General features: G+C 68.5%; 9 protein-coding genes and 1 pseudogene. 4 read left to right on the forward strand and 6 right to left on the reverse strand.

Annotated elements, in window-relative coordinates; all coding sequences use genetic code 11:
• Positions 1-661: 661 nt before the first annotated feature.
• Both ABZT02_RS35090 and ABZT02_RS35095 read right to left on the reverse strand, forming a co-directional pair.
• Positions 662-817 (reverse strand): annotated as a pseudogene (locus ABZT02_RS35090) (RHS repeat domain-containing protein); the annotation flags it as partial.
• Positions 766-1,248 carry a hypothetical protein gene (locus ABZT02_RS35095; protein ID WP_356024958.1) on the reverse strand — a complete coding sequence of 161 codons (483 nt, stop codon included), beginning with the start codon at positions 1,246-1,248 and terminating at the stop codon, positions 766-768. The pseudogene ABZT02_RS35090 and the gene ABZT02_RS35095, both read right to left, overlap by 52 nt.
• A gap of 1,109 nt (positions 1,249-2,357) precedes the next feature.
• On the opposite strand from ABZT02_RS35095, the gene ABZT02_RS35100 reads away from it, so the two are divergent.
• Both ABZT02_RS35100 and ABZT02_RS35105 read left to right on the forward strand, forming a co-directional pair.
• Positions 2,358-2,771 carry a hypothetical protein gene (locus ABZT02_RS35100; RefSeq protein WP_356024960.1) on the forward strand — a complete coding sequence of 138 codons (414 nt, stop codon included), beginning with the start codon at positions 2,358-2,360 and terminating at the stop codon, positions 2,769-2,771.
• Between the two features lie 248 nt (positions 2,772-3,019).
• Complete coding sequence (locus ABZT02_RS35105; RefSeq protein ID WP_356024962.1) at positions 3,020-3,427, forward strand: hypothetical protein; 408 nt, start codon at positions 3,020-3,022, stop codon at positions 3,425-3,427.
• On the opposite strand, the gene ABZT02_RS35110 is transcribed toward ABZT02_RS35105, so the two are convergent.
• The 4 genes from ABZT02_RS35110 to ABZT02_RS35125 all read right to left on the reverse strand — a co-directional run bounded on the left by ABZT02_RS35110 (position 3,357) and on the right by ABZT02_RS35125 (position 10,721).
• Positions 3,357-3,740, reverse strand: a complete 384-nt coding sequence (locus tag ABZT02_RS35110) for a hypothetical protein (RefSeq protein WP_356024965.1) — start codon at positions 3,738-3,740, stop codon at positions 3,357-3,359. The two genes, ABZT02_RS35105 and ABZT02_RS35110, sit on opposite strands and share 71 nt — an antisense overlap.
• A gap of 437 nt (positions 3,741-4,177) precedes the next feature.
• A complete protein-coding gene (locus ABZT02_RS35115) occupies positions 4,178-5,224 on the reverse strand; it encodes a hypothetical protein (RefSeq protein ID WP_356024967.1) in 1,047 nt (348 codons plus the stop codon).
• 31 nt (positions 5,225-5,255) lie between these two features.
• Positions 5,256-7,139, reverse strand: coding sequence for a DNA/RNA non-specific endonuclease (locus ABZT02_RS35120; protein ID WP_356024970.1), 1,884 nt, complete (start codon positions 7,137-7,139; stop codon positions 5,256-5,258).
• A gap of 210 nt (positions 7,140-7,349) precedes the next feature.
• On the reverse strand, positions 7,350-10,721 hold the full coding sequence (locus ABZT02_RS35125; RefSeq protein ID WP_356024972.1) for an ALF repeat-containing protein: 3,372 nt from the start codon (positions 10,719-10,721) through the stop codon (positions 7,350-7,352).
• 556 nt (positions 10,722-11,277) lie between these two features.
• Here ABZT02_RS35125 and ABZT02_RS35130 point away from each other — a divergent pair.
• Together ABZT02_RS35130 and ABZT02_RS35135 are read left to right on the forward strand one after the other, a co-directional pair.
• Complete coding sequence (locus ABZT02_RS35130; protein ID WP_356024974.1) at positions 11,278-11,805, forward strand: hypothetical protein; 528 nt, start codon at positions 11,278-11,280, stop codon at positions 11,803-11,805.
• 83 nt (positions 11,806-11,888) lie between these two features.
• A partial coding sequence (locus tag ABZT02_RS35135; protein WP_356024976.1) for a trypsin-like serine protease occupies positions 11,889-13,121 on the forward strand: 1,233 nt, incomplete at its 3' end.

Here is a 13,121-nt window from a genome sequence, read left to right on the forward strand (position 1 = left end):
CTGTCAACGTGCCCGAGGGTTCACGGACGAAACCGGTGGTGTCCTCCCGCGTCACGCCGGTCGCGGCGTTGGTGAAGGTCGAACTGCCCCGGGTGAGGCGGTCGTTGTTGTCGATGCCGGCGTAGGTGTAGTTCGACGCGGTGCCGGACGCTGTCAGGTCGGACAGCTGAGTGAAGGGTGTCCACTGGCCGCTCGTGCGGGTGCCCGTGGGAGAGGCGGCGGAGGTCTCGTTGCCGTCGCCGTCGTAGGAGAAGCTCGTGTTACCGCCAAGGGAGGTCAGTTCGTCGGCGTTGTTGTATTCGCGAACGGACTGGGCGTTGTCGCAGGCGGGCAGGTTGGTGCCGGTGGAGCGGCCGGTGATGTTGCCGGCCTTGTCGTAGCAATAGGCCCACCCGGCAGTGGTCGAGCCATCCTTGGTCTCGACAGCCTTGGTCAGGCGACCCTTGGAGTCGTAGGTGTAGGCGAGGGCGGCGCCGTCGCTCGTCCGCTTGTAGATCTTGTCGGTGTCCTTGCCGGACTTGTTGTAGTCGTAGGTGATCGTCGACAGGACGGTCGAGCCGTTCTTGACCTCGATCTTCTGGGCGCGGCTGGACTTGTCGTAGTCCGTCTTCTGGACCGTTCCGCCGGGGTAGGTCGTGGTGGTGCGGTCGCCGTTCTTGTCGTAGTCGTAGGTGGTCTTGGCGCCGCCGGGCTGAGTGAGGGTGCTGAGCTGGTTGGCGTCGTTGTAGTCGTAGGTGAGAGTGCCGCCCGCATCGGTGGCGGTCTTCACGTTGCCCGCGGCGTCATAGGTGACCGAGCTGGTACCGCCGGCGGGCAGGGTGCGGGTGCGTTCGCGGTTCTGCTCGTCGTAGGTGTAACTGCTGCTTCCGGCCGGTGTGTGCGGGTCTTGATGTTGCCGTCGCCGTCGTAGGTGAAGGTGGCGGTCTTGCCGTCGCTGGTCCGGGTCTTCAGCCGGTCGCGCTTGTCGTAGGTGTAGACCGTCTTTGTTCCGCGGCCGTCGGTGACGGTGTCGGTGCGGCCGAGGTCGTCGTACGTGTAGGTGAGGTCTTCTTGCGCGGAGGGCCGGTCGACCTTGGACAGGTTGCCCTTGGAGTCGTAGGTGAAGGACGTCTTGTGGCCTTCAGGATCGGTGGCCGAACAGCGCTGGCCGGGCAACCCGCCACAGTCCATCGTGCCCGTCTTCGGGTTGTGGTCGTAGGTCCACTTGGCTCCGTCGGAGCCGCTGGTGGTGTCGGTCTGAGACATCATGTTGCCTGGTGGATATGTGGACTGAGCAGGGTGTTGGTGCTGCGCAGTGTGCTGGGTGTTGTCTCGCGCTGAACGTGCGGGATCTCTCTCATCTGAATGTCACGCAGAAAGCCCTGTGAGCTGGTGTGTTGGGCCGTGGTGTGACATTGCGTGAAGGCGATCGTGACACATTATGTGAAGCCGCAGGACATTCTGATGTGGTCGCGTGGAAGATTTGATCTTGAATGCTGGGTTGGAGAGCTCGGTGTGGCCTGTGGAAGTCAGAGCACCGGTTCATCTCCGCGTGTGCGGACTGGGCGGCAGGAAGTCGGTCCACCGCGAGTGCAGCGGCGGTACATCTCCGCAGGTGCGGAGCGAGCCCGAGATAGTACGGGTGGACCGGGGCAGGGACGGTCATCTCCGCGTGCGCGGCTCGAATGGCGAAGGTCGCGGGAGGCGTTCGGCGGGCGCTGTCACGTTGGTTGGCCGGGTGGGATGGTCTTCTGGTTGGTCGTGCTGGAGGAGGTCGGTCCAGCTAGCCAGGAAGCGGGGGCGAGGGCCACCAGGACACGCAGGGCCACGATTGGAGCCGGGAGGCCGACGGCCATGCCGACGCTTGCTCAAGTGACTGGGCGGTGGGGTGGGTCAGTGAGTTCTTGGAGCTGAACGGGTCCGGCTGCATCGGGCGTCTCGGCATCGACCATCGTCCGCTTGCCAATGGCCCGCGGACAGACCACCCCATCCCCGACCTGCCGTTCGTGGACGACTCGCACATCCCGATCGAGGAGGGCCCGACACCATCGAGGCGATCGGCCGCGGCGTCGCCGACGGCATGTGGGGCCGCTGCGACCGCGACCGCAACGGCGGCTGGCTGGCCTTCACCACCGACCCCCTGCGCACCGACTTGGCCTGGTCCGTGCGCTACCACCCCAAGCACGGCATGACCGTCCCCCTCATGGACGACCGCTTGCCGTGCCGCTGGAGGGCGCGGTGCCGGGTGTCGCCCGGCGCCTACCGGTACCCAGTTCCCGGGCACCGGCTTTGTCGGCCCGGCCTCACTCCGGCGGGGCTTCGTCGTGTCTGGCTTGGTGCATGATGTTCCCTCAGCACCAACGTTCCATGGGGGGAACATGCGCACCCGCATCACCATCGCCGCCATCACGGCCGCACTCGCCGTCACCCTCGTCGGCTGCAACAGCAGCGACGACGACAGCAAGCCCAAGGCCGAGGCCACCAAGAGCAGCAGTCAGCCCAGCGTCGACGTCAGCGCAGCCGAGAAGGCCGCTGGCATCCCGGCCGAACCCAACGGCGCCAAGCGCGCCGAGCTGCTCCGGGCCCTTGCCGCAGCCAACCCGGACATCGTGAAGTACGAGGACAAGGCCATCGACGCCGCACGCAACCAGTGCAGCGCCCTCAACGGCGGCGGCAGCAAAGTCGACTGGACCGCCTCGCAGCGCTTCACCTACAAGGACGTCACGACCACCGAGGCGCAGGGCAAGCAGATCAACGAGGCCTTGAAGGGCCTCGGCTTCTGCAAGGTCTGACGAGCCCGCCCCTGGCCCGGCCTGCACCATGCGCGGCCGGGCCTCGGCGTATCTGTGGGTGGATGTGGCCACCAACAGAGACGAGCGCAGCAGCTACCAATGACGACCTGGTGCCGGGGAACACGGGCCCGCAGGGATGCTCAGCACCGGGCGGCGGAACCCCAAGCGTCACAACACGGCCACAGCGCCCCCACAGCGACTCCACGCATCGCATGATGCCCCCTCAGCATCCAAGCCCCGGGGAAACCATGAAGACCCGCACAGCCGCCTGCGCCGCCCTCCTCGCCCTCACCGCCACTTTCACCGCATGCAGCGACGGAGACGACGCCAGGGCCCACCCGGCCGCCTGCAAGACGGCCATGCGCAAGCAACTCCAGGACGCCATCGACGCCGTCGCGAGCACCGCACCCGGCACCCACCCGTCCCAGTGCGACGGCATCGCCACCAAGACATTGGAGAAGTACGCGGGCGAGCTCATGGCCGATCTGGTCAGCGACGCCGTCAACAGCGCCCTGCCCACTGCTGTCGCCACCGCTACCACGGGCGTCACGCCCGAGTGCCGGACCTGGATCGAAGACGAACTCCTCAGCACAGGCGGCGGCATCGACGCCACCGAGGGCTACAAGGTCTGCGGCAACATCCCGAGGACGAGCTGAACCAGGCCATCGAGGACGTCACCAACAGCCTGCTCACCGCCACACCCACACCCTGACCCTCGGGGGCCCGCCAGCGCAGGTCGGCCTCGAAGGTCGCTCGCACCGCGTCGTGCGGGTGCAGCCCCTCGGGGCTGGCCTCGATGTAGGGCAGCTGGCGCAGCCAGGAGAACACCATGCCGGTGTCCGCGTCGCCCAGCACTGACCGCAGCAGAGACTCGCGGGTGACGTAGGCCCGCGCCACGACCTCGAGGGCGTGCCGGTGGACGGCGCTGGGCAGGTCACCCACCAGCCGCTCGAGCAGGGTCGTCAGCACGTCGCCGGCCGGCTCCCGCAGTGCGCCGGGCGGGGACGGGGGCAGGGAGACGGCCAGCGAAAGAGAGCGGGCTGCCTCCCGCGAAGGCGACGAAGGCGCCCCACTGCTCGGCGGGAACACCTCTGGCGGCGAGCAGGGCGTGAGACTCTGCGGCGTCCAGCGGCCGCACGGCCAGCGCAGCCGTTCCCTCGAACGCGTTGTTCAATGGCGCGCCGCGTTCCGGCTAGAGGGCATCCAGCCTGCATATGACCGTTCGGAGGTGGGCCGGGCGTGCGAGAGCGTGTGACCGCGTCGGGCACAAGCCCGCGAGCAGTGAGGTGTTCGGGGCGTCCGGGCACAGGTGGGCTTTTGAGAGCCGCACACCGGGGACGAACTCGCCGAGCTCGAAGCCAGGAGGGTATGAGGCTGCCCTCCCGGCGCCTGGGCATCGGGCCTGCTCACTGAACAAGTTCGATGTGCGGATGGTCGGAGGACACCGGGCAGACGTGGAGTTGCAGGTCGTAGGCGTCGGCGATGGTGAGCAGAGTGACGTTCGCGGGCCGGATACCGAGAGGGAGGGGAGTCGGGTTCGTCCGCTCCTCCTCGGGCATCCAGCTCTTGCTGCCGGGGTCCCATTCCCTGCTCGCGACGGTGAGAAGCGGGATCGTCTCGGTGCCGCATTCGGGGCAGGGGCGCGGCATGGGGTCGGTGAGGCCCCAGCGGGTCCAGCCGCCGGTCTTCCATCCGGGGGCGTGGCACAGGTTGCGGAAGTAGAACTCCTGCGGGGTTTCAGCGCCGGTTGCGTTCCACGCGTAACCGGCTGCCTCCCACCGACTCTCGTCGCCCAACTGCTGTTGCAGTCCCTTGCTCAGCTCCATGGGGCTGGGGTACTCGGTGACCTGCTCGGGTGCCAGCACGCAGGGCATCGGGAGGTACCAGTCGAACTGGATCACGGGCGGCTCGGGCGGGGCGTCGAGGACGTCGGTGACGGAGGCGGACGAACGCCAGCGGAGGGCGGTTCGGGGGTGTGCGAAATCCTCGTGGTCGCAGGGGCACCACAGGACCTGGAGCAGATCGGCTCCGGGAGGGCTGCCCGGGAGGGGCACGTCACGGGCGTAGAGCTGGGCAACGGGAATCATGGGAATCGGACCGTCGAACCACGGGTGGCCCGTGCTGAGCCGCTGCTCGATCTCCTGCTCCTCGGGCGTGACCGCCGGGGCCTGGGGGTCGCGGAGTCGGCGCTCGGCCGCTGCCGTTCGGATGCGACGCAGAAGCCGGATCTCGTCCGGAGAATGCATCTCGTCCGACGCTTCGCTGTCGTGTGGCTCTTCGCAGTGCGGCCACGGCTCGTCGGCGGGCCAGAGGAGCGGCCCGCCGACGGAGCTCTCGTACGGTGTGGGCGACCCGGGGCGGGGATGCAGCCGGGTCGCCGTGCGGGCCAGCGGGGCCAGTTGAGGGAAGAGCGCGGTCACGTCGAGCGGCCGCGGCGGGGTGGAGAAACTCATGCTGGCTCCCGATGGCGCGAACTGACTGTGATCAGTTGCCTAGGTTGTACAACCCGGTGTTCTTCAGGGTGTTGGTGACATAGACGTTGGAAAACAACTGCTCGGTCGTCCCGTTCGCCCGTTCAATATTGGCGCTCATCGTGACTCCCACCGGGATCGTACTGGTGTCGTCGTTGTAGACGGGCGTCACCTGGTAGAAGACCGCGTCGTCCGGTCCGAAGGAGGACTCGCTGCTCTGGATGACCTTCTGCGCCATGGCCTCGTAGGTTCGCATGCTGGGCGTGCCCGTGTTCATCCCCGCCTGCCAGCAGGGGACGAGATTGATCTGGATACCCCGTCCGCCGGCGACCTTCGGGATCAGGTGGCACCGGGCCAGCCCGTTGGTGAGCGAGTTCGCGTTCCTGAAGATCTCCGCATCCTGCCAGCCCGGGATGTCTCCCTGTGCGTCGGTGCCTTCGGGGACTGTCCGGTCCAGGCACGCCTCAGCCCGGGTCGGCCTGGCTCCGGCCCTGCCCAGCGGGTCGGTCGTCTTGTTGACGTGGGGGACCGGTTCGGTGGTGTTCAGGATCCACCCGGCGCCGTCGGGAAGTGAACCGTCCGGCGTGGTGTCCAGGCAGCGGGCGTGCGGGCCGGTGTCCGGCAACGAGATCGTCAGCTCGAACTGGTCGGCGTCGATGACCCGTTGGCTCTTGAATCCGTCGGCGAGCTGCGCGGCCGCGAACTGCTTCTCGTCGGGCGTGACATGGGCCTGGACACAGGGTGAGGCGGGGTCCACGACACGGGCGTCGTTCAGGACATAGGTGTCCCATTCGCCGTTGCCGAGGTTGGGGATCACCTTGACGCAGGCGGTACCGGCGGCACCGCCTTCCTTCGCCTCGCCGAAGGGGAAGTCACCGCAGGAGTCGTTGGCGACGAGCTCCGGCTCAGGCGAGAAGCCGCCGCATGTACTGGCGGTACGGTCGGTTACCCCGCTCGTCGACCGGGTCAGCGGGCTGCCCTTCTTCCCCCAGGCGCCGTTGAGGTTCTTCTGTGCCCACGCGTAGGCGGCCACGGCGCCGCCGGCGTCGGAGGCCGTCGCGCTCATCGGCACGACAGGCATGATCGAAGGGATGACACAGCCGGCCGACGAGGTGCCCCCGACCGCGTTGTCGCAGCGGATCTTGCGCGGGTTGTCCCAGGAGGCGTTCGGGTCGACGGGCGTGGCGCCCGGGGAGGTCACATACAGCTTGTACGAGGTGAGGAACTCCGCGACGGAGCCCACCGCGGGGGCCGAGGAGTACTTGACGTCGCCGGCGAGGGTCTTCCCCAGGACCAGACCGCTCTCGTACCAGGGCGCGGTCGTCGTCGCCCTGCAGCCGGTTCCGCAGGAGGCGCGGAACTTGGCGTCGAGGGCGGTGACTTCGCCGCTCGCAGAGGTCATCGTCACGGTGACGTGCTCGCTCCACGCCGTACCTGCCGCAGGCAGTGACGCACTGGTGGAGATCACCAGGGTGCCGCGCCCGAGCTCCGCGCCCTTGCTGTCGCGCAGGATGTAGAGGACGTTCACCCCGGTCACGCAGTAACTGAAGCGCTCGTAGGAGTAGTTGCCGGGGCTGGTGAGGGAGCAGGTTGCGACGTCAGCCGAAGTGGCGGCGAGGCTCTGCGACTGTGCCTTGGTTCGCGCGGCCGGAACGGGACTGGTGCTCACACACGCCTCGACGGCGCCCGCCCGGCGCTCCTTCGTCCCTGCCTTCGTGGCCGCACAGTGTTCCCCGGACTGCTTGGGGAAGACGCTGGTGGCGGTAAGGGGGGCCGGAGTGCCGGTCTGGTTCGTCCGGTCCACCGTCCCCGAGTGCCGCGGCTTCTCGTCCGCGGTCTGCTGTGCCGTGGCCGGACCCGCCGTGGCCGGACCCGCCGTGGTGAGTCCCAGCGTCACCGCGGCGAGGACGGCAAGTACGGTCGACCGCGCCCGTATTCGGGATGCGCTTCGAGGGCGTCTCTCGTGCATGTCTGTCAGGTCTCTCTTCCTTGTTTCGTTGTCCTGGGGGCAGCGGAGAAGGGGGGCACCGGACATGAGGTGCCCCCCGGGCAGCGGAGGGTGGCCCGTGTTCTACCGCGTCAGAGCCGTACGAGGGGGACGCACTCGTCAGGCGACCAAATCGAAGAGATCCCTGGTGATGGAGGAGACCCCGTCCTCGACAACGTCCGCGATCTTGCCCACGACGGGCTTCACGGCAGTGCTCGCGGGCTTCAGCGCACCCAGCCACTTGGTCTGGCCGTAGGTGACCAGGCTCAGGCCGGTGCCTGCGGCGGACCACCAGAACTCGCTGCTCGTGAAGCCGTGCTCGATGCCGGTGAAGACAGTGCTGATGGCGCTCGCGCCTGTGGAGACACCTGCGAAGAAGCCGGCCGCGGCGAAGGCCGGCGGGAAGACGAATCCTGCGAGAGTGCAGCCGGCGGCCAGGAGGCCGGCGCCGACGCTGACCACGTTGGCGGCGTCCGCGTAGAACTGGGCGTCGTTCCACCACTCGTCGGAGTCGCCGGGGTCCTGAGTGCCGTTGGGGTTGACCTGGTTGTTCCGGTCGTTGGCGGCGGGATCATGCTGGGCCTCGCGGTCCGCCTTGGCCTTCTCCGCGGCTGCCTTGGCCCTGGCGGCCACTTCGGCCCGGTGCTTCTCGGCCGCAATCTGCTTGGCAGCGGAGTACGCGGCGGCGGCCTGCTTCGCGTCCGCCTGTGCCTCGAGCATGGAGGCACGGGCGGCGTTGGCCGAACTCTGTGCGGCGGCAGAGGACTTGAGGGCGGCGCGCGCAGAGTCGATCGCCTTGTTGGCCGAGTAGTTGGCCGAGCGGGCCGCGCCGCGCGCGGTCGCGGCGGCCGCCTTCGCCGTGTTGGCGGAAGCCTGGGCGTCCGCGGCCGACTTGTCGGCGGCGTCCGCGTTCCGGCGCGCCTCGTCGGCGTAGCTGTCGGCCGCCTTGGAGGAGGCGATCGCCTTGTCCGCCCACTCCTGAGCCTTGGCGGCGTTGTTACGGGCCAGATAGGCGGCCTGGGTCGCCCGCGCGGCGTTCTCCTGCGCCTTCTGGGCGATCTTCGCGGCGGCGGCGATGGCACCGCGGATCGCGGCGACATGGGTGGCGGTGTCGTGGTCGAGCTGGGCCGTCCGGAACTGGACCACGAGGATGAAGTTGCGGAGCATCCACGCCGGGCCCTCGAGGGCGACCTCGGCGTAGGCCTTGGTGAAGGCGCCACCGGTGGAGAGGAGCTGGCTGGCGAGGACCTTGTCGTCCTCCTGCTGCGCCAGCGGGTAGGCATGGTCGAAGAAGTAGTTGAGGGATTCGGTGGTGTTCTCGTCGAGTGCCTTGTTGGCGGCGTTGGTGACGGCCCTGCCCGCGCCGTCTTTGAGGATCCTGCCGATCGCGACGCGCAGCTCCTCGTCGGAGGCCTTCTTCATGCCGATGGTGAGGAAGTCACCGATGGCCTTGGAGCTGGAACTCTCCAGGGCGAGCTGGGCGGCCTCGGCGATCTTCGGCGCGGCGATCGTCGCCACATGGAGGGTGGTCTCGCGGTCGTCCTGACCCTGGGCGAGGGCCCGATCGAGGTCGATCCAGGCGAAGACGTCGTCGTCGGAGCCTGCCAGGGCGTGCTGGGCGGCCTGCCGGGTCCACGCACCCCGGGACTCGATCAGGCCGATCGCGGCCTTGCGCCCCAGGGTCGCGGCGAGTTCCATGTCGCCGGAGTACAGGGCCTGTTCAGCTCCGGTGATCAGGTCCTTGATGTCCTGGGCGGTGCGTTCCGCGAGAAGGCGCTTGTCGCGCACGTCGGACAGATCGCTCGCCTCGACGGAGGTGAGCAACCGCGCCTCCTCGATCGCCTTCTGCTTGTCCTGCTCCAGCGTCTGGGCCTCGGCGGCGCGGGCGTTCTTCTCCACCTCGATGGCGTCGGCGACGGCCTTGGTGGCGACGTTGGCGGCCTTCACGGCCTCGTCGGCGTGCGCGGTCGACTTGTTGGCGTAGTCGATGGCCTGGCCCGCGTACTTCACGGCCTCGTCGGCGGCGGCTGCCGCCTTGTCGGCGTGGGCGGCGGCGGAATTGGCGGCGTCGCGGGCGGTGCGGGCCGCGGTGGCGGCGGCGCTGGCCAGCGCCTGGGCGGCGGAGGCGGCGTTGGTGGCACGGTTGGCTGCACTGGTGGCGATGCCGGCCTGGCGCTTGGCCTCGGCTGCCTCCGCCTGGGCGACACCTGCGGAGGCGGCGGCCTGGGCGGCGGCCGTGGCTGCGGCGGCCGAATTGCGTGCGGCGGAGGCGGCGGCCGAGCCGGCGGACGCGGCCGCATCGCCGGCGATGGCGGCCTTGTCGGCAGCCGCGGCGGCACTACGGGCCTTGGCCGCGGCGTTCTTGGCGGCGACCGCGGCGTCCTTGGCCTCCTGCGTCTTGCTCGCGTCCTTGGAGGCGGCTATCGCAGCCCTGTAGGCACGGGAGGCGGCGCTGCCCGCGTTCGAGGCGGCCTGAGCGGCACCGGTGGCCGCCCAGGAGGCACGGCGGGACGCGTTCACCGCTGCGTTGGAGGCGTTGATGGCGTTGCGTGCGGCGTCCGCCGCGCCCTTCGCCGCGTTCGCAGCCTTCCGGGCCGCTGCCGCCGACTTCTGTACGTCGTTCTGGGCCGCGGATGCCTCGGCGGCGGCCTTCTGGGCGGCCTCCTTGGCCTTCCCGGCGGCGGTCTCGGCGCGTGCCGAGGCCTCCACCGCCAGGTTGGTCTCCTTCTGGGCGCGCTTGCCCTCGCGCTCGACAAGGGCCACCAGTTCCTCGATGGTCGCCGACTCCTGGTCACGGGCGCGCGCGATGTGCTGCCCGGTCTCCATGAACCACTCCACGTCGGCCGCGGACCCCTCGAGGGCACGGCTCGCGTACTTCTGCACCTCCGGGCCACCGTTCACCAGCATGGCGCTGACCTGGACCCGGGTGTCCTCCAGACGCGCGTCGTACTGCTTGTCGGTGAGGAAGGCGGTGAGAGCCGGTGTGGTGGCGGCGTCGAGAGCGGTGTTGGCGCTGCGCACCACCGCCCTGTCGCCGGTGGTCGAGACGGTGGTGGTGGCGACCCGGAGATCTTCGGTGATGGCCGGTTTGAAGCCGTCCTTCAGGAACGCGGCGATCGCGGCATCGCCGCTCTCGAGAGCGGCGACGGCCTCTCTTCGCAGGCCCTTGCCCGCGCGGTCCAGGCTGCGGACGATCGCGACGCGGTTGTCCTCCACGGTCTGCCTGGGCAGCGTCTCGGCGAGGAAGGTCTGGATGTCGGCGTCCGACCCGTAAAGGGCCGCTGCGGCGGCGGCCTTGACGCCCTTGCCACCGGTCAGCCACGCCCTGACGACCTTGGCGCGCTCGGTGTCCGGCAGGGGGACCGGTTCGGGTGCCGTGCCGTCCGCAGCGGCGGCGGTCGAGGGGAGGAGCGTCAAGGGTGTGGAGGCCACCGCGGCGGAGGCGGCGAGCGCGCCGAGCACGCGGCGACGGCTCCAGAAGCTTGTCTGCATTGGAGAGTAGTCCTCTGTGTGATCGGGTGACTGGACATGCCGGATCGCACCGGCAGGGCGGTTCCCGGTGCCCCAGAAAGGTGGAATGCCGACGGACGTGAAGTGGCGTGCGGTCGGAAGTACTTGTAGCTCGGGACCATATCAACTGTCCATGCAGAGTGGGCCAATTAAGGAGTCGCGTTCTTTAACTCGTGTTCGCGGCATGTGTCCTGATAGATCATCAGAAGCTTCTTCGCAGGAGCTTCACAAGTGGTGGTGCAACCTTTATGGAGTGTGACGGAGGTCATGAGTGAAGCATGTGGTTTGCCGCGCTATGCGTGGTTTTCCACGCTCGACCTAGGAGTGGCTTCGTGTTTGCATGATGAAGAGGATGGTGATCGCCGGGGCGAGGGCCTCTCGCTTTGGGGCGTAAGGGAATCACTTCCGGGGGAGTTGGAACGCACGCGGCAGAGCGATGCCGATAAGACGTTCCCGTGCACCCGAAAACGCGAGACCGGTGACGAATATCCGGTCTGCAGCAACGAACTTGGGGGATGCGATGAAGCAATACAGCAGAATGTCCGTTAAGCCGCAGCGCAAGCGGATTGCGCTGCGTGCACTGGGCGCGGCCGCGGTCGGTGCCCTGGCTTGGATCACGGTGACCACGGGCCTGCCGGGCGGGGCGTCGCAGGAGGCGAACCCTGCCGCACTGGTCGCGGGGGAATCCCCCGGTTACGCGGTGGAGGACTTCAACTACCCGCTGGCGGACAAGATCCTGGCCGAGAAGAACATCGTCCTCAAGCGCGGTGACGGGCACATCACCCTGGCCGACTGCGCCAGCGGGACCGGTCTGCTGGAGATCATGGCCCGCGACAAGGCGGACAAGATCTGTTTCAAGGTGGTGGGCGACTCCGGCTGGCTGACCCTGGAGATCCCCGCGGTCTACGCGGTCAAGGGCAACGACTACACGACCGCGGTCGACATGACCGTGGGCACCGAGGAGAAGTCGTACGACATCGCCAAGAACTCCTGGACGCCGGTGGGTGAGGCCGCGGACCCGGACGGCCGCGATCACATGCTCGTCGAGATCAGGTCCTCCAAGTAGACGCGGTCAACATTGTCATGCTCACCGCAGCGCGGCCCAGTGCCCACGGAACGCGCGGCCCTCGTGTCTAGGAATCCACGTTCATGCACCTCTCCAGACGTCACCGTCTCTCCGCGCTGGCCGCTGCCCTGCTCGCAGCCCCCGTCGTACTGGGCGCCGTTCCGGCCGCGACCGGCTCGGCCTCCGCGCTGGCCGGAGTCGACGCCCCGGCAGGGCTGAACTATGTCGCGAAGGTCAACGTCGGGGAGCAGTCCGCCTGCACCGGCACCCTCGTCGACCCGCAGTGGGTCCTGACCGCGGCCACCTGTTTCGCCGCGGACGGCGAGCTCTCCGCGGGCAAACCCGCCGTCCCCACCACCGTCACGGTCGGCCGCACCGACCTGACTCAGACCGGCGGGAGCGTCCGGCAGGCCCTCTGGCTCGTCCCGCACGCCTACCGCGACCTGGTCCTGGTCAGGCTCGCCGCCCGGATCACCGATCCCACCGTCAAGCCCGTGCGGCTGGCGACGACGCCCGCCGCAGCCGGCGAGAAGTTGGTGAAGGCGGGATTCGGACGCACCAAGACCGAGTGGGTGCCCGACCAACTGCACACCGGCACGTTCACCGTCACCTCCACCGCGGCCACCACGGTGGACCTCGACGGCTCCGACACCGCGACCGTCTGCAAGGGCGACGCCGGCGGCCCCGCCCTGCGTACCGTCGACGGCACCACCGAACTCGTCGCCGTCAACTCCCGCTCCTGGCAGGGCGGATGCCTCGGCATCGACCCCGCCGAGACCCGCACCGGGGCCGTCGACACCCGAGTCGACGACCTCAGCAGTTGGGTCAAGGAAGTCTTCAGCCGAGAGAAGATCACACCGGCGGACATCGACGGTGACGGCAAGGACGACCTGGTCCTGCAGCGCATCGACGGTTCCGTCGTCGTCCACCGCAACCTCGGGAACAGCTTCGGTGCCGGCACCGTCATGTCCGCCGGTTGGAGCCGTTTCCTCACCGGTACCGACATGGGTCGTCTCTACTTCGCCGACATCACGGGTGATGGCAAGGCTGACCTGATTGTTCACGGTACGGATGGCGATGTCTCTGTTCGTAAGAACATGGGCACGTACTTCGACGGCGGTACTCACTGGAGTGCGGGTTGGGGGCGTTTCGTCACGGGTACCGACTTGGGTCGTCTCTACTTCGCCGACATCACGGGTGATGGCAAGGCTGACCTGATCGTTCACGGTACGGATGGCGATGTCTCTGTTCGTAAGAACATGGGCACGTACTTCGACGGCGGTACTCACTGGAGTGCGGGTTGGGGGCGTTTCGTC

This window comes from Streptomyces sp. NPDC005402 (assembly GCF_040606575.1).
Taxonomy (GTDB): domain Bacteria; phylum Actinomycetota; class Actinomycetes; order Streptomycetales; family Streptomycetaceae; genus Streptomyces.